At 46.8% G+C, this 18,420-nt stretch carries 8 protein-coding genes and 1 riboswitch; of the genes, 4 read left to right on the top strand and 4 right to left on the bottom strand.

The features are described from left to right. Positions 1 to 123: 123 nt before the first annotated feature. Positions 124 to 2,490 carry a phosphoenolpyruvate synthase gene (gene ppsA / locus Q0882_RS04725; protein ID WP_299178611.1) on the bottom strand — a complete coding sequence of 789 codons (2,367 nt, stop codon included), beginning with the start codon at positions 2,488 to 2,490 and terminating at the stop codon, positions 124 to 126. Positions 2,491 to 2,730: 240 nt separating this feature from the next. Between ppsA and Q0882_RS04720 the strand changes: the two genes are divergently transcribed. Then, complete coding sequence (locus tag Q0882_RS04720; RefSeq protein ID WP_299178609.1) at positions 2,731 to 3,549, top strand: pyruvate, water dikinase regulatory protein; 819 nt, start codon at positions 2,731 to 2,733, stop codon at positions 3,547 to 3,549. Positions 3,550 to 3,696: 147 nt separating this feature from the next. Here Q0882_RS04720 and Q0882_RS04715 read toward each other — a convergent pair whose 3' ends face one another. Then, positions 3,697 to 4,569 carry a general secretion pathway protein GspB gene (locus Q0882_RS04715; RefSeq protein ID WP_299178607.1) on the bottom strand — a complete coding sequence of 291 codons (873 nt, stop codon included), beginning with the start codon at positions 4,567 to 4,569 and terminating at the stop codon, positions 3,697 to 3,699. Positions 4,570 to 4,581: 12 nt separating this feature from the next. Beyond that, positions 4,582 to 6,420, bottom strand: coding sequence for an ExeA family protein (locus Q0882_RS04710; RefSeq protein WP_299178605.1), 1,839 nt, complete (start codon positions 6,418 to 6,420; stop codon positions 4,582 to 4,584). A 261-nt stretch (positions 6,421 to 6,681) separates the two neighbouring features. Here Q0882_RS04710 and Q0882_RS04705 point away from each other — a divergent pair, with 261 nt between their 5' ends. From Q0882_RS04705 to Q0882_RS04695, 3 genes are all read left to right on the top strand, one after another. Further along, positions 6,682 to 8,055 carry a sigma-54 dependent transcriptional regulator gene (locus Q0882_RS04705; RefSeq protein WP_299178603.1) on the top strand — a complete coding sequence of 458 codons (1,374 nt, stop codon included), beginning with the start codon at positions 6,682 to 6,684 and terminating at the stop codon, positions 8,053 to 8,055. Between the two features lie 136 nt (positions 8,056 to 8,191). Then, on the top strand, positions 8,192 to 8,446 hold the full coding sequence (locus Q0882_RS04700; RefSeq protein ID WP_299178602.1) for a hypothetical protein: 255 nt from the start codon (positions 8,192 to 8,194) through the stop codon (positions 8,444 to 8,446). A gap of 292 nt (positions 8,447 to 8,738) precedes the next feature. Continuing rightward, a riboswitch (cyclic di-GMP riboswitch) is annotated at positions 8,739 to 8,825 on the top strand. Between the two features lie 73 nt (positions 8,826 to 8,898). Further along, positions 8,899 to 12,087, top strand: a complete 3,189-nt coding sequence (locus tag Q0882_RS04695; protein WP_299178600.1) for an Ig-like domain-containing protein — start codon at positions 8,899 to 8,901, stop codon at positions 12,085 to 12,087. A 208-nt stretch (positions 12,088 to 12,295) separates the two neighbouring features. On the opposite strand, the gene Q0882_RS04690 is transcribed toward Q0882_RS04695, so the two are convergent. Then, a complete protein-coding gene (locus Q0882_RS04690; RefSeq protein WP_299178598.1) occupies positions 12,296 to 18,226 on the bottom strand; it encodes a hypothetical protein in 5,931 nt (1,976 codons plus the stop codon). Positions 18,227 to 18,420: the final 194 nt, after the last annotated feature.

Here is an 18,420-nt window from a genome sequence, read left to right as displayed (position 1 = left end):
TGGGAGTTAAAGAGAGCAAGATAGGGGAATAAGAGTTGTCTCTCCTTAACATTCCTCAATTCAATAAAATTTGATATCCAAATAAAAAAGGCCGCAATCAGCGGCCTTGTTCATGACAGTGGCTTAACTTTCATTATTCGCCAGGAAAAACCAGGTATCGAGTACGGAATCAGGGTTAAGTGAAACAGTACTGATCCCCTGCTCCATCAACCAACGTGCCAGATCTGGATGATCAGAAGGACCCTGACCACAGATGCCGATGTACTTACCCTGTTTTTTACACGCAGTGATCGCCATCATCAACAGCTTCTTGACTGCCGCATCACGCTCATCAAACAAATGAGCAATAACCCCTGAATCTCGATCCAGGCCCAGAGTGAGCTGGGTCAGATCATTGGAACCGATTGAGAACCCATCAAAGTGCTCGAGGAACTCATCCGCCAACAAGGCATTGGATGGGATCTCACACATCATAATGACGCGCAAACCGTTTTTGCCTCTTCTGAGGCCATTATCTGCAAGAAGATCGACAACCTGTTTTGCTTCACCCGGAGTACGAACAAACGGGATCATGACCTCAACATTGGTCAGCTGCATCTCATCTCGCACACGCTTTATAGCGCGACATTCAAGTTCAAAACAATCTCTGAAGTTCTCAGAGATATAGCGTGCAGCACCGCGGAAACCTAACATCGGATTCTCTTCGCTAGGCTCAAACCGATCGCCACCAATCAGATGACCATATTCGTTCGATTTAAAATCGGACATACGCACGATCACTTTTTTCGGATAGAACGCTGCTGCAAGTGTCGAGATCCCCTCCACCAATCGATCTACATAGAAATCTACCGGGCTTTTATAGCCTGCGATACGCCGAGAGATGGTCTGTTGAAGTGCAGGTGACTGGCTGTCAAAGTTCAGCAGCGCCTTCGGATGAACGCCGATCATACGATTGATGATAAATTCGAGCCTTGCCAAACCAACTCCGGCATTAGGCAGCGCCTGGAAATCAAATGCACGATCAGGGTTGCCGACATTCATCATGATCTCGAACGGCAGAGGGGGCATCGACTCGACACTGTTGGATTGATGCTCATAATCCAACTTACCAGCGTATACACGTCCAGTATCACCCTCAGCACAGGAAACCGTCACCAACTGGCCATTCACGAACTGTTCAGTGGCATCGCCACAGCCCACGATAGCCGGGATACCCAGTTCACGAGCGATGATCGCAGCATGACAGGTACGCCCACCGCGGTTAGTCACAATTGCCGCAGCCCGTTTCATCACAGGCTCCCAGTCTGGGTCTGTCATATCGGTGACCAGAACTTCACCGGGCTGCACCTTGTCCATCTCACTGATGTCGTAGATCACACGAACATGACCGGATCCAATACGATGGCCAATAGAGCGTCCTTCAACTAAGACCTGGCTGGTCTCTTTAAGAAGGTAACGTTCTATCACCGCCTGGTTGCTCCGGCTTTTAACCGTTTCCGGACGCGCCTGCACGACGAAAAGTTCGCCCGTATCACCATCTTTCGCCCACTCTATATCCATAGGACGGCCATAATGGGATTCAATCTCCATTGCGATATGTGCAAGCTGTTCCACATCGTTATCATCAATCGAGAATGACTGCCGATCGTCCGGAGAAACCGGCACTGTTTTAACCGGGCTCTCAGCGTCATCCGCTGAATACACCATCTTGATCGCTTTTGAGCCCAGTGTTTTACGAATGATAGCTGGAGCACCCATTTTCAGTGTCGGTTTATAGACATAAAACTCATCAGGGTTGACCGCTCCCTGAACAACCGTTTCACCCAAGCCGTAAGCGGAGGTAATGAACACCACATGGTTGAAACCGGACTCGGTATCCAGCGTAAACATCACACCGGAAGATCCGCTCTCACTACGTACCATCCGCTGAATGCCTGCAGAAAGTGCTACTTCACTGTGTTCAAAACCATGGTGTACACGGTAAGAGATTGCACGATCATTATAGAGGGATGCAAACACCTCCTTGATTGCGTGCTTTACGGCATCAAGCCCACGCACATTAAGGAATGTTTCCTGCTGTCCGGCAAATGATGCATCCGGCAGATCCTCTGCGGTGGCAGAGGATCGTACAGCAACTGAGATATTGGGATTTGATTCAGACAGTTCCTGCCAATAGGTTTCTATTGCAGTATCAAGTTGCGGTTGGAAGTCCGCTTCCATTATCCAGGTACGGATCGTTTTACCTGCATCCTTGAGTGCCTGGATATCATTTGTATCCAGTTTATGCAGCTTATCGTTTATCTTTGATTCAAGCTCACCGTGGGCAAGAAAATCTCGGTAAGCATCAGCCGTTGTTGCGAAACCATTGGGTACTTTTACGTGAGCACCGGTGAGTTGTTGTAGCATTTCCCCTAGAGAAGCGTTTTTTCCACCAACCTTCTCTACATCATTCATACCTACCTGATCGAGGCGCAGTACATAGTTCTGCAACGGCCTATCTCCTACTCTGGTGTTGTAATCTATCGTTATAATAATGTTTCATGATCTTACTGCACTCGATTGTAAAAATCCCTATCTAAGCATGTAAATCGTGATCAAAAACAACTGCTCCAGCTTTAACGTTACTCCATACTGCTCAACGGATAATGATCCTACCAACACACTAGCGTCATTGTTGTTTCACTTCTGTTATAGTCAACGCAAATTTCTTAGCTATCTGTAACAAACTTTATGAAACGTACTGCTTTTTTTATCTCCGATGGCACCGGTATTACCTCAGAAGCTTTGGGTCATAGTCTGCTGGCTCAGTTTGATGGTATTGAGTTTGATCAGATCACCCTGCCCTATATCGATTCCGTCGACAAAGCCAGTGATATCGTTATGCGAATCAATGCTCAGGCAGAGATCGATGGCATCAGGCCACTCATATTCGATACAGTGGTTAATGAGGAGATCAGGAATATCATCGCGGAATCAAATGCATTCAAAATTGATGTATTCTCCAGCTTTCTTAAGCCTCTAGAAAACGAGTTAGACGCCCACTCAAACTACTCGGTGGGTAAATCTCACGGCATTGTCGAGCGCACCCGTTATAAAGACCGTATTGATTCTGTTAATTTTGCTATCGATAACGATGATGGTGCCCGAACAAAGCAGTATGCAAACGCTGATATTATTCTGGTCGGTGTCTCACGCTGCGGAAAAACACCGACCTGTCTCTACATGGCAATGCAGTTCGGCATCCGTGCGGCCAACTACCCTCTTACTGAGGAAGACTTGGAATTCAACAAGTTACCAAAGGTTCTTGAAGAATATAAGCATAAGTTATACGGCTTAACTATCGATCCATTTCAGTTGGCGGCCATCCGCCATGAACGTCGTCCCAACAGTCGTTATGCATCTTTAGACCAATGTGATTTTGAAGTGCGTGAAGTAGAGAAATTGTTCAAAAAGCTCTCACTCCCCTGTATCAATACCACCAACTTTTCGATTGAAGAGATCTCAACACGTATCATGGCGCAGGCGGGTTTAGAGCGTCGTATGAACTAGCAGGCAAAAAAAAGGCCCCATCATTGATGGTGGCCCAAGGAGCTTAGTGTAGGTATCTTTACGATACAAATTTATATTCTTATATCCATAAGAAATATTGAATCCCAATTTAGTAGCATTAATTTTTATGCGGATATTCATTTAAGTCTATTGTGTGCCACGCCAGAATCTCTGCCCGCGGTACACCATGATCACGCCATCTTTTGTAATCTCTTCCAGCCTGAGGTCGCCATTAAGCATCCCCCCCTCTCTCAGGGTTTTATTATTGATCTTAACCATCCGGCCTGAGGGGGTATCAGAAAAGATATGCACGGAGAAGGTTAACGCTGGAATCTCCCGTTTGATCTCGCTGCTCAGTTGCTTAAAGTGCCTGACCCCAACATACGGATCACGCTTATCTGAGGGTGTTATCGATTCAGCCATGGCCACTGTAGGTGGCTTATTGACGGTAATCCGATTAACGTCAGGCTTCTTCAGCTTATCAACGGCCTCTGTTTTTTCTGGAACGGCGACAGTAGGACGTGTTGTATGGCTCTCAATTGAACGTGGTGGATTCACCGTAAGATTACTTTCCCTTACAGGTTGCACAGCAGCAACTTCAAAAGTGATACCAGAGAGATCTTTGATACTCTCTTCAGAGATCGTCAGTAGTTGATTTTGATCCGTTCCCCTCACGGGTAATTGCTCTGTGCGCTTCTCTTCACGTTTCTCTAATTCGACCGGTGAAACTTGTTCAACTCGGTTATCCTGGGGCAATTCGGTGGCAGACAGACCCGTTTTAGCAAAGGGAATTATTTCATCCTCTAATGGAGGGGGTACCGATATTTGGCCGGGGTTATCGGGCAGCAATAAATACCCCGCAGTGAATGCGATAACGGCAACAGGGATAAGATAGACCCATCGTATCCCCGCTCTCCTGGCAGGACGATGATAGATTATAGGCTGGCTTTGAAGGTCAGGTATGGAGCCTTTCTGTCGCTCTGAATCAGAGTGTTTTAAGGCATCAAGAATATAGGACATAGTACCTTCCTTTCACTCTCTTAGCTTGGGAATCGACTGTGATGTCACTGCTGCCAATTGCATCGCTGTTTTGGGTCCCACCACACCGTCCGCCATTAAACCAAAACTACTCTGGAATTTTTTGACTTGCCAAACGAGCGCTTCATCATAAATTTCAGGTGAGGGTGTTCTCGGATTCCGACCCTGTACCACTGCTAACTGCTGGTCCAGCCAGGTGATCAGATCACCTTGAGCACCAGGCAACAGCGGATGTCTATAGTTTTGCGGTTTACGCCACAGCAGCGTTATATTCCCGGTAGACCATAGTTTCAGGTCCTTCAAAGCTACACGGCGTTTGCTCTCTGCAATATACAGATCCGCGTATTCACCGTTGATCTCTACCAAGGTAACGTAAAAGGGAACACCGACAGCATTCAACAGTTTGAGTACTGCAGGATGGTTAAGACTAGCCAGCTCACTGAGCGATCTAACCTGAAAATAACAGCTGAGCCCGTTTGATTCAGCAAATGTGCAGACTGCCGGATCCTCTTTAGGCTGGAACTCAATTCCCCATAGCGAGAATAGATGCTGATAAGCGAGTACCTCACTGAGCTCCGCTTCCGACTTATTTTCCCAGGCCCAGTTGGCTGGATTGGTGATGGCAATTTTATCAACACTTTCCGGAGGTTGTGACTGAGCAACTACAGCCGTATCCCCTTCTTTGATAACCGGTGCTGCTCTAACCTCATGCAGCTTATCATCAGCTTCAATGTCCTCATTCACCAGATCAGGAATGTCACTCTTCTGGTTTAAAGGCACACTGCCAAACTTCTCATCTTCTGGTGTTATTACCGCTGATGCTGACTGTTCATCTTCAAGTGAGGCAGATTGACTATTCAACACCTCAGAGGATGGCGGTTGAATCAACTCAGTTGATGAAACCCAGGCTTTAAGCTGAGGGGACGTGAAAAAAGATCCAACAAAGATCACCCCAATCACAATCAATGAGACCACAGCCATTACAGGCACTCTAAGCCACGAGTTGCTATGGTCATCTTTACTATCACCTAAAACTTCACCTGCAGCCTTTCCCAAAACCTCAGCCTTAACCGTGCTTTCACGCTGCACGTAAGCACCCAACAGGGCACGATCACAGATGATATTAATCAGCCGGGGGATCCCTTTTGTCAGTTTATATAATCGCTTGATTGAGCCGGGTTGAAAGAGCGGGCAATCAACACCGGCTACCGCCAGTCTATGGTTGAGGTAGCTCTGAATCTCATCTTGATGGAGCGCCCGAAGATGATAGCGTGCGGTGATACGCTGGTTAAGCTGCCTGAGCGCCTGCTGTTCTAACAGATCAGATAGCTCCGGCTGCCCTACCAGTATGATCTGTAAAAGCTTCTTGGTATTTGTTTCCAGATTGGTCAGTAAGCGAATCGTTTCCAATACATCTACTGATAAGTTCTGTGCTTCATCGATTATCAGAACTGTGTTTCGGTTACGCCGGTGGTTTTCAATCAGATGGCCATTGATCGCATCGACATACTCTTTAATCCCCAGACCTTCCCTCTCGACACTAATGGCGAGCTCGTCGCAGATCGTTTCCAATAACTCTTCAACGGTATATTTGGGATTGAGTACATAGGCAACATCGGTACTCTCAGGAAGCTGCTCTAACAGACAGCGTGTAACGGTTGTCTTACCGGTCCCAACCTCACCGGTCAGGAGCACAAACCCCCCATTACTTCCTATACCATACAGCAGGTGTGCAAGTGCCTCTCTGTGCTGATCACTCATATAAAGAAAGCGAGGGTCAGGTGCTATCGAGAACGGAGGTTCAGACAATCCAAAGTATTGACTGTACATCATCGTATCTCCCTTTGATGTCCTATAAATATAGAACCATCAGAGCCATTATTCCTTTATACAACAGCTGTTATGACTAACTTTCACACTCTCCTGCCAAAATAGAGCAGTTACAAAAATGTAACTCATGATTAACACCAGTGTATTGCAAAGCTTTCAACCCGGTCATTCATATCCCGTCTACACTTAATGACAGGGTGAATATAAAGTGCTCAAAAGGATAGGTTGCGCAGTTATAAGCACACGGAAATAAGGAAAAGCATCATGGAACCTCTGTCTAACGATGCTTTTATTAGTGGTGAAAGTGTAAGAAAGGCTGTCTACCTCGATCTTGCCGATAAGCATCAAAATAACATCGAAAGATTCCCGTTTACTGACTGGTCAGTAGATAGGGTTACCTCTGCCTTCCGGGCAAAAAGTATCATCCACTCTCATAATTATCTGGTAGGTATGGTCTACCTAAGCCACCTGTCTAAAGAGCAACAGGAAAATATCGTCAACCTCATAGGGTATGAATATGGAACGGTTTGGATCGCCCTTGTTGAGGAGGGAGATCTGGCAGATAAGGATTTCCGAACTCTGATCTATGAAAACTTTTATGACTATTTCACTCTGCCCCTGGAAAATAATCTTAACTACCTGAAGGCAACACTGGGTCATGCCTACGGGATTTCACTGCTAAGAGCTGCGAATGACAGTGACAATGACCTCATTGGTTCCAGTGAGATGGTTGGTGCTAGTGACACTATGCGCAAAATATTCATTCAGATCCGTAAGATCTCCGCCACTGACGCCCCTGTACTTATTACGGGCGAGACAGGTACCGGTAAAGAGATGGTAGCCCGTGCTATCCACCAGCGATCCTCGCGTTGCGAAGGTGCATTTGTTGCGATCAACTGTGGCGCACTGCCTGACTCGCTCATCCATGCTGAACTGTTCGGCCATGAGAAAGGATCATTTACGGGGGCCCATAAACGTAAAATTGGGCGTATTGAAGCGGCGCACGATGGAACACTTTTTCTGGATGAGGTGGGTGATCTGCCGCTCGAACTTCAGGTCTATCTACTACGTTTCTTAGAGGAAAAAACGATCGAACGGCTCGGTAGCGTCGAAACGCTCCACATCAATGCACGAATAGTCGCAGCCACCAATATTGACCTCGAAAAAGCGGTTGAAGAGGGTCGTTTCAGAGAGGATCTATACTATCGCCTCAACGTTCTTAATATCCACCTTCCCACTCTATCCGACCGCTATGAAGATATAGAGTTACTTGCTAACTACTTTTTTAAAAAATTCTCAGAGGGCGTTCAAAACAGATGCCATGGTTTTTCAAAGCAGGCCATTACTGCAATGAATACACATCGCTGGCCAGGTAATATACGGGAGATGATCAACCGCATCCGCAGAGCACTGATAATGAGTGATAACCGACTTGTGACCGCTTCAGATCTGGGACTATCGCATTATCAGGTTAACCATGAAATTATTACACTGGATAAAGCGCGGGATCAGGCAGAAGAGCTCGCAATTCGGAGCACACTTCACTATACACATGGAAACGTCTCTAAGGCCTCCAAAATACTGGGGGTATCACGCGTCACACTCTACCGGTTAATAGAAAAGTACGACCTGCGTTAACAGTTAAAACTGTATCATACGTGTGACAATTACGGTCAATCAATCCTCCTATCTCTTCTAATGCTTTGTAAAATATAGGCTTTTATATTTGGCTTAATCATTGCGTGAAATACCTATGGGGGAGAGGAAATGAACCATGCGTATAGCAGGCTCCAAACCAAAGTCAGTACTGAGTTTAAAGGAAGACTATTCCAATAAGTTACCAATTCTGGTGGATACTCACTCGAACTCAACTCAGTGGAGACAAACCCTCATACATGACCTTAAACGTCGTCAGCAACGGCACCACCCCTCCTCCATTCATGCATCATCCGCCCCCTATATTCTTTTGTGGGATGAACTAGAAAATGATTGGCATCCGACCTACCCACTTGAAGAATCTTCAGATTAACTACAACTTATATTAGATTGACTAATGATTATTTAATAAGCAAGCAGCCGTTTGTTTATTCCACAATTGTATAAGACATAACCTATAGTTAATGATAGTATTACGCAAAATTTACAGGGTGTAACACTTAGTGAACAGTAGTACACCCAGGCAGGCTAAACGCACCCACCTGATAGTGGATATCATGGGCAAGTGGTGTAAGAAATTGCGTAAACTCACAGATGAGATAGCCGTGTGGACAAGTCAGTAACTGCTACTAGCTATAGCAGAAAAACAGATTAGAAAGATCCTCTCCCGATAAAGGCACAGCCTGAGTAATCAGGTGTCGCAAAGTTACGGATCCCCCTATTTGTCTCGTAGGGATGGCCGGACTACCGAAGGAGAGAATTTATTCCTACCTTGCAGCCATTCGTTGCAGAGGATCTTTCGCGAGAAATTATGCGGAGATTCTCATGAACACTTATTCGTTTAAACCACGTGCACTTTGTGCCGCTCTCAGTATATCGGCGGCACTGACCATCAGCCCAGTATTACTGGCTTCTTCTCATGATCATCCACATGATCACGCGCATCCTATTGCACAGTCTCATAGGCATTCACATGCCAATGCTGAACATGCAGTGACCCAAGCGTCTACAGAAGCGTTGATCAAGGCTAAAAACAACTGGAAAAAAGCGCAGGGTAAAGCAGCAAAGAGCACGGCTTTACAGGCACTGATTGAACAGGCTCAATCACGTCGTACGCTGATGGCCGAACTGATTCAACACAATCCTGCCAAAGCGTTGGCGCTTGCAATTCCCAACGAGAAACAGTCCGAACTCCCCTCCGAGGTACAGGAACAACTCGAGCAGATTGTCACTGTTCAAGGTGAATTAGAGCTGTTCTATGAAGATTATGAAGACGGCAGCCATCAACTCCGCCGCTACCTTAATACTCCAGCCGGTGAACGTTTTGCGTTAAATCAAGCAGGTAAGCCAAAGCAACACCTAACTGGGGAGCTGGTGGAAGTTAAGGGTGTATTACTTAATAACCTTACTGACATAAACGATCATGATGGGCTGCTTGCAGCAGAAAGTGGTGATGCCGGCATCCTAACACTGGCTGCAGGTGGTGATACTTCTGGGAGTAGTAACGGAGGCACGCCTGATCCAGTCGCGAATACATTCGGAGAACAGAAAACCGCTGTATTCCTGATTAACTTTCAGGATGCACCGGATGATCAGCCATTCACTGTCGCTGAAACCCAAGCGAGTGTGTTTACTGATGTAGATGATTTCATCCGTGAAAATTCATTTGGGCAGACCTGGCTTACAGGTGATGTTTTCGGTTGGTACACCGCTCCAGTTAACAGTACAACCTGTGATACTGCAGCAATCCAATCAAGCGCAATGGCACAAGCAGAAAGCCGGGGTAATGATCTCAGCCAATATAACCGTCTAATTTTCATTCATCCCTACACCAGTGCCTGTAAATGGAGCGGTGTTGGTAGCGTGGGTGGATCACCCTCTACCTCAACCATTAACGGCAGCCTGCCCTATTCAACCATTGCACATGAATTTGGTCACAACTTAGGTCTTTACCATTCTCATGCGCAGGAGTGTGGCTCAGCAAGCACAGGGGAAAACTGTAGCAGCATTGAATACGGTAATATCCCTGACATCATGGGTACCATGGTTGCCGGGCACTTTAATGCGTTCCAGAAGGAACGTCTAGGTTGGTTAGGCTTCGGCAGCTCTCCTAGTATAACGACTGTTAGCACACCTGGTAGCTATACCATTAACCCCTATTCTGCAGATACTAACGATACGAAAGCTCTCAAAGTATATAACGGTATCGATCCCGCCACAGGGAATCAAACCTGGTACTACCTTGAATATCGTCAACCTATTGGATTTGACAGTGGGTTATCTATCGCAGGTAACTATCTAGAGGGTGTAACTGTGACTTCAGGCTCCCCTAGCGATGGTAATAGCAGTTTTATTCTTGACATGACCCCGAATACAAGTGACTGGTGGGATGGAGCGCTTGAACCCGGCTTTGAGTTTTATGACCCTTATAGTGGTAATAGTATTCTGACTGAAACTACAACGAGTAATGGCGCAACAGTTTATGTGAATCCGGTCGCTGCTGGTACTTGTACTCAAGCGGTTCCAGGCCTAATCGCCGATCCATCACTCACCCAGTGGTTGAGTGCCGGAGACACTGTCTCATATACACTGACAGTCAGTAACCAGGATACTGTAGCCTGCGATAGTTCCACGATTCAACTTAGCGCAAGTGTTCCTTCTGGATGGAGCAAAGCTTTTTCTAACAGCAGCGTAACTCTATCACCAGGCGAATCGACTAATGTCGTTCTTCAGGTTACATCACCCTCTACTGCCGCAGAGACTTTCTATGGACTCAACATGACTGCTGCAAAAGAAGCAGATACGACTAGTGTAAGTCGGATGGTGATGATAGATAACTCTGTTGTAAATGAAAACACCGCCCCAGTTGCAGCCAATGACAGCGCGTCAACAAATGAAGGCAGTGCTGTTACGATCCATGTGCTGGCTAATGACAGCGATGCCGATGGTGATGCGCTTAGTGTCACTGGCACCAGCGGTGTGAATGGCAGTGCGGTGGTGAACTCAAACGGTACAATCACCTTTACACCAGCGGCGGGCTTTAGTGGCAGTGAGACCTTTAACTACAGCATCAGTGATGGTCAGGGTGGCAGCGATACCGCTTCTGTAACCGTGTCGGTGAGCTCTGTTAATCATGCGCCGGTAGCATCTAACGACAGTGCTTCTACTAATGAAGAGAGCGCTGTTACGATCAATGTACTGGCGAATGACAGCGATGCCGATGGCGATACGCTCAGTGTCACTGGCACCAGTGGTGTGAATGGCAGTGCGGTTGTGAATTCAAATGGCACCATCACCTTCACACCGGCTGCGGGCTTTAGTGGCAGTGAGACCTTCAACTACAGCATCAGCGATGGTCAGGGTGGCAGTGATTCCGCTTCTGTGACGGTTACTGTGAGTGCCGTCAACCATGCCCCGGTTGCATCTAATGACAGCGCATCTACTAATCAGGACAGCGCCGTTACCATCAGTGTACTGGCTAATGACAGCGATGCCGATGGCGATACGCTCAGTGTTACTGGCACCAGTGGTGTAAATGGCACTGCCGTTGTTAACGCAAATGGCACCATCACCTTCACACCGGCAGCAGGCTTTAGTGGCAGCGAAACCTTTAACTATGCGGTCAGTGATGGTCAGGGTGGCACTGACTCCGCTGCTGTAACCGTTACCGTGAATGCGGTATCTACCAATACTGCCCCGGTTGCCGTCAGTGATACTGCCAACATGAGCAGCAAAAGCGCAATCACCATCCCGGTTCTGGTAAATGATTATGATGCCGAGAACGACACACTCACTGTTGAAGCCGTTTCTCAGGGCGCTAAAGGTTCAGTATGGATCAACGGTGATGGAACACTCACCTACACGCCGGCGCGTAGCTTCAAACGTAGTGACAGCTTCAGCTATACCATCAGCGATGGTGATAAAACCGCGACAGCCACCGTCAGCGTGCAACTCTCCTCCGATGACGGTGGTGATGGTGGTACCGGCGGAAAAGGCAATGGTAAGAAGAAATAGCATCGGGATTCGTTGCTAACCCACTCCGCAAAGGGGCCAGGGATGGGCCCTTTTTTATGGGATGTGCCGATAGGCGGAGCGGTCTTATCATAGAGAAAATAACTGAATTGCGATCGCGGTGAGGACACCGCTCCCACGGGCTGAAATACAAAAACGGCGGGTTTTCACCCGCCGTTTCTTCGTTCAACCTAACTCTGCATCCTCACCCTTAAGGAAGGGTATAGGGGGTACAGATATTGTTGTTGAAGTCATCCAAAATACCATGAAGATAGATGGCATCACTATGTTCTGCATCTTTAGGTCTTAACTGACCAGTATTAGCGTTATATCCAACATCTTTTAGCAATTGATCTGCAGCATCAACAACATGTTGGACACTAGGACTACAGTCACTGGTTGGTACGGCCAGATTCAGTTTGGCTGCTAATAAAGAACGAGCCAGTTTGAAATCTGCGTATTTCGCCTGTTTTCTGTGTTTACCACCGACACTTCGACTGTCCAGAATATAAACCGCAGTCAGACAATTAAGCACATCAACATCACCGATTGAGTTAACCCGACTTGGTATCAGATCTTCAAGCAACCAGAATCCATTCTCAAATCCGCCATTTTTCTCTGCGGTTTGAGCCTGGTTACCACTGCTACACATATTCCAGTTTTTCCAGTAGCCTGGCGTACGACGGTCACCCTCAGGGCGCTCATTATCAACAACGAGATGTAATGTGCCACCCGCATCGACGGTGATGTTTGTACCCGCACCAAAGTCGATACAACGATCACCCAAATCTTCGATGTTATTTGGGTTATAGACGTAGCTACTCAGATCCACATCACCGATACCATCCGGCGGTGATGTTGTATCACGCCACCAGTTAGCGGTAGTGCCGACCGGGATATCACGTTCACAGAGGGTATAGGTACCTGATGCTGGAAGTTTGATCATACCAAACTCAAGTACTCCATCCAGATCACCCGCAGTAGAACTGCTGGCTAACGGTGTTCCACCAAATCCGTCTGGGCCTTCATACAACTCGAAGACAACGGTTAGATTCGGATCGATCTGACCATTGAAGGTTTTCAACAGATCAACCATGATCCGTTTGGTGTTTGTATAGGTACATGTAACCGTTTCACCCGGATCCAGCATGATATTGGCGGTTGCATTATTGGTAGCAGTATTTTGACCACCGGTTTCAATACAGCTCAGTCCGGTTAGATCCCAGTTAGGTGCAGGATCAGTCTCTGTCACAGAGTAAATACCCGGAACCATATTGAAGTAGGTATTACCGGTGTCATCAGTACCACCAACAGTCGTCAGGCTGGTCAAGCCTAGTGATCCACTGTATGCAAACTCACCATCACCACCGATCGAATTTTTCACGATGATGATATTACCGCGACGGGTGTTTTCGTAGGTACAGACGACCGTTTCACCTGGATCTAGTTCGATCGTTGCTGTCGCATTACTCACAACGGTATTGTCAGTATCAGAACAGCTTAGATCAGTCAGATCCCACTGAGGACCAGGGTCCGTTTCTGTCACAGTGTAAGTACCTGGATTCAGGTTGAAGTAAGTCGTACCAGTATCATCACTACCACCCTGGGTAGTCAGACTAGTAAGACCTAACGAGCCTGTGTAGTCGAACGAGCCATCACCACCAATCGAATTTTTCACGATTTTGATATTACCCTTACGGGTGTTGGTGATGGTACAGGTGACATCGTCATTGTAATCCAGGTTGCCTACATCGAGTGAGGTACCTGGGTCGACACCCGTATTGTTATCACAACTCACATCGGAGACGTAGTTGTTCAAATCAGTACCGCCCGAGCCAAGTTCGCTGACGCTGTGGCTACCCACATTGACAGTTACCCATCCAGTGTCACCGCCATCACCTACGCTTGCAGCTTCAACACCACCATCAACTCGCAGATCAAATAGTCCGGAATCGTTGGATGGAATTAATGCTTTAAGTACGCGGATGCGTGGCAATGGTTTGTTGTAGAACCGGCAGATAATTGTTTCGCCATCATCCAATGAGATCTCAGCAAAACCATTAACGCCTGTACTCGGATCACCGGTGGTACCACCAACCTCTTCACACTCGACGCGATCAAGCGTATATCCAGCAGGTACCGATTCGGTCACGGTATGATCCCCGGCAAAGATATTGGTAAATAAAGGTGAGGTAGCAGCTTGACCATTGACTGTCGTCAGGCTGAAATTACCAGGCAGGCCTACGCCGCCATCACCTTGACCATCCTGATTCGAGGCAGTGCTGTATGGGAATTGAGCATCTCTATCTGTAATGATGGTGGAACCATCAGGACCAACAACATATTTTTCAATAAAGATACTGCCTGGGTTAGCTGCACGGAAATTAGTGTAAGTACACTTAACAGTTTCACCTGGAGCAAGCCCAATCTCAGCTGTTTGACCACTAAGATTAATTACACTGTCATTCTTATTATCAGCAGCAACTATTACACTACAACTTAAGCTAACGAAGGCAAAATCACCTGTTGGGCCTGCTTCTGTAACACTAAAGAAACCGGGCTGCAGATTATTAAATGTACGGCACTGCAGATCAGTATTACAGTTTGGTACAACCCCTACAGTTGCTTCTAAGTTAAAGCCAGAGAAGCCATTGCCTGTTGTATTGAAAGTAAACACTCCGATATCAGCGACTTCACCATTCAGGATTTTCTCGACAATGATGTTGCTTCGACGGGTATTTTCATAGGTACAGACGACTGTTTCACCTGGATCTAGTTCGATCGTTGCTGTCGCATTACTCACAACGGTATTGTCAGTATCAGAACAGCTTAGATCAGTCAGATCCCACTGAGGACCAGGGTCCGTTTCTGTCACGGTGTAAGTACCTGGGTTCAGGTTGAAGTAAGTCGTACCAGTATCATCACTACCACCCTGGGTAGTCAGACTGGTAAGACCTAACGAGCCTGTGTAGTCGAACGAGCCATCACCACCAATCGAATTTTTCACGATTTTGATATTACCCTTACGGGTGTTGGTGATGGTACAGGTGACATCGTCATTGTAATCCAGGTTGCCTACATCGAGTGAGGTACCTGGGTCGACACCCGTATTGTTATCACAACTCACATCGGAGACGTAGTTGTTCAAATCAGTACCGCCCGAGCCAAGTTCGCTGACGCTGTGGCTACCCACATTGACAGTTACCCATCCAGTGTCACCGCCATCACCTACGCTTGCAGCTTCAACACTACCATCAACTCGCAGATCAAATAGTCCGGAATCGTTGGATGGAATTAATGCTTTAAGTACGCGGATACGTGGCAATGGTTTGTTGTAGAACCGGCAGATAATTGTTTCGCCATCATCCAATGAGATCTCAGCAAAACCATTAACGCCTGTACTCGGATCACCGGTGGTACCACCAACCTCTTCACACTCGACGCGATCAAGCGTATATCCAGCAGGTACCGATTCGGTCACGGTATGATCCCCGGCAAAGATATTGGTAAATAAAGGTGAGGTAGCAGCTTGACCATTGACTGTCGTCAGGCTGAAATTACCAGGCAGGCCTACGCCGCCATCACCTTGACCATCCTGATTCGAGGCGGTGCTGTATGGGAATTGAGCATCTCTATCTGTAATGATGGTGGAACCATCAGGACCAACAACATATTTTTCAATAAAGATACTGCCTGGGTTAGCTAAGCGTGAATTGGTATAGGTACATTTAACGGTTTCACCCGCAGCGAGACCTATATCAACCATCTGGCCAGAGATATTTAAGATACTATCCTGATCTCCATCAGCACCATTTTCGATTACATCACAGGTTAAACTACTGAAATCGAAATCGCCTGAAGGTCCTAATTCTACAACACTGTAGAATCCGGGTTTCAGATTATCAAAGGTTCTGCATTGCAGATCAGATCCACAATCAGGCACAGTACCGACAGAAGCAGCTAAGTCGAAGTCACTGATACCTTCAGCATCGTTAGTATCAAAGCTAAATACCGCCTGATCCTGAACTTCACCATTGAGTATTTTCTCAACGATTATCATACCTCTCTGAGTATTCTCAAAGGTACAGGTGAACTGCTCATCTGCATCTTCAGGGAGGTTAACGGTAAAGGTACATTCAGCAGGATCGTTACTGCCATCAGGATTGGTTACCTGAGTCAGATCCCAACCACCCATACCTTGCTCTGTCATGGTATAGGTACCTTCACCTAAGGTCAGGCCACCAAAGTCGGCTGTTCCGCTGCCATCGGTGGTATCACTCTCAGATACGCCGGGACCTGTCAGATCAAATATCCAACCAGCTTCTGCACCTTCAGGATCTGTTTCTTTAATCACCTGAACAGTAGCTAATCTCGCCACATTTGCAAAATCAACACTACCATCACAAAGTAGAGGGCCTTCTGGTTGACCAAAATCGATCTGTTGTGGATTAGCAGAACTGATATCGAACCCAGCTGTTGCAGATTCAGTCACTGTATAATTTGTCTGATTGATTCCACTTAAAACAACAGATCCGCTGAATTCACCAGGTAAAATGGTAATAGGATAATCACCTAAGCCAGACACATTAAACATGAAAACGAACTCTTCATTTCCATCCGGAGTGATATCTACGGTTTTGTTGATCGTTAGTTCAGACGTTGCTGTCGCAGAGATATCTGAACTGGCGCTCTGTTGTGCGAAGGCACCATCAGACCCGTTCAATGTAGCTGTATCAGAGATCAAACCATTAACATTCCTCGGCATGTCCAGATAAACTGTTTTATTGAATGTTACAGATCCGCTTTCGGATTGCGGATCAGATTCCCAAGTGACTGATCCCGTGGTTGGGTCACCTTCGATATAGCCATTTTTGTAACTACCTGTTGTTCCAGAAAAACCATCGACAGAAAATGAAAGGCCTAGGCCGCTAATCTGTTCTACATCGGTAATTACTGCTGTGTCATTAAGCACAACACCACTGCTATTTATGCCTGTACTCGCATCAGCAGTGAGCTCACCGGGTATAACAACATCAGGAAACGCAAAATCAGTGTAGGTTGCGGTTGCCGTATCCATCATCCCAACCAGATCGTTCAAATTAAGGCCAAGCCCTAACCCATCAAGATCAGCCTGATCAAACGTTTCCTCATGATGAAAAACAACCATCGATGTATTCGCTTCTATTTCTACATCGATTACACCATCCGTTAAGAATGGAAGCTCAACATAACCAGAGCCAAAATCCCCAGATATTACATCTTCAACGCTAACTAATAATTTACGATGCGCAGGGTTTGTAGCTGTAATATCTGTCATCACAGTCACTTCCCCGGCAGGACTTTCAACAACAGTCCAGCTTACGTCTATCGTCAATTGTTGTGCATTACCTGATGGGTCCACGATACAGGTATCACCAAACATCAACACAGCGGGGTTAGATATTTTAGTAACATTCCATGTTTTCTGAGAATCCCGTTCAGCCGCCATCGATTTTGACAGCACTTGCGCTAAGATCTCCTTAACTGGAATCGATACGTCTTTATTACCGATACCCTGCGTACCTAGCGCCTGGTTTTTGGTATGCGCATGCAGGGATGATCCGGGATAAAGGTGTGATCCCAACGCCAGTCGACCTGCCCAGTCAATTACACAGACACTGTTTCTATCCTGTGTAATATCCAGCGTTCTGAAGATAATCGTATCACCCGCATCAGGTGCTGTACCCTGAGCACTGAATGAGATTGAACAGCTGGGATCAGACATCGCTGCATTCAAAGCAGGCTCTGTCAGCAGATCGTAACCGGGGTTACCGGCACTCTCATTATCCAGGGTCAGCGCGACTCTGTAGGTTTGCGACGCGGGCGCAGCATTACCTGCAGCCGTCGTCAATCTATGTGGGACGATATCCAGTTCATTCCACCCTTTACCGAGGTTACCTGTGGTATACAGCCCTACATCGGTACAGATGAAATTGACATCGTCATAAGCGGCCAACTCGACATCACCTTTACACCCTTCAAGGGTAAAGGAGACATGGTCTGGATCATCAACTGCATAAGCCAGTGCGCCGCCCAGTGACAGGAATATCAGGAATAAGAATTCCGTCACTCGTTGTGTTATACATCGCGAGAAACTCTTCATTTCTCACCTCCATGGTTCACCTCCCCACACGTCAGGGGAACAGAACCTCTTTTATTCGGCTCAGCCTGCGTTAATCAACTCTCATTGGTTGAGCAACCTTGACCTATCCGAATATGTATTTGATTAAAGCCCTCGCCCTTCAGCTTGGGCTTGCCCTTCGATGGGCCTTCTCATTCCCACACAACGATTAGTCT

Source organism: uncultured Neptuniibacter sp. (assembly GCF_947498015.1).
In the GTDB taxonomy this organism is placed as follows: domain Bacteria; phylum Pseudomonadota; class Gammaproteobacteria; order Pseudomonadales; family Balneatricaceae; genus Neptuniibacter.
This window is presented reverse-complemented; position numbering and strand designations above follow the sequence as displayed.

Coding starts and splice junctions, on each gene's coding strand:
- Q0882_RS04715 (WP_299178607.1), bottom strand. CDS start 4,569: ATGTCCTATATTCTTGATGCCTTAAAACACTCTGATTCAGAGCGACAG.
- Q0882_RS04700 (WP_299178602.1), top strand. CDS start 8,192: ATGCGTATAGCAGGCTCCAAACCAAAGTCAGTACTGAGTTTAAAGGAA.
- Q0882_RS04690 (WP_299178598.1), bottom strand. CDS start 18,226: ATGAAGAGTTTCTCGCGATGTATAACACAACGAGTGACGGAATTCTTA.
- Q0882_RS04710 (WP_299178605.1), bottom strand. CDS start 6,420: ATGATGTACAGTCAATACTTTGGATTGTCTGAACCTCCGTTCTCGATA.
- Q0882_RS04695 (WP_299178600.1), top strand. CDS start 8,899: ATGAACACTTATTCGTTTAAACCACGTGCACTTTGTGCCGCTCTCAGT.
- Q0882_RS04720 (WP_299178609.1), top strand. CDS start 2,731: ATGAAACGTACTGCTTTTTTTATCTCCGATGGCACCGGTATTACCTCA.
- Q0882_RS04705 (WP_299178603.1), top strand. CDS start 6,682: ATGGAACCTCTGTCTAACGATGCTTTTATTAGTGGTGAAAGTGTAAGA.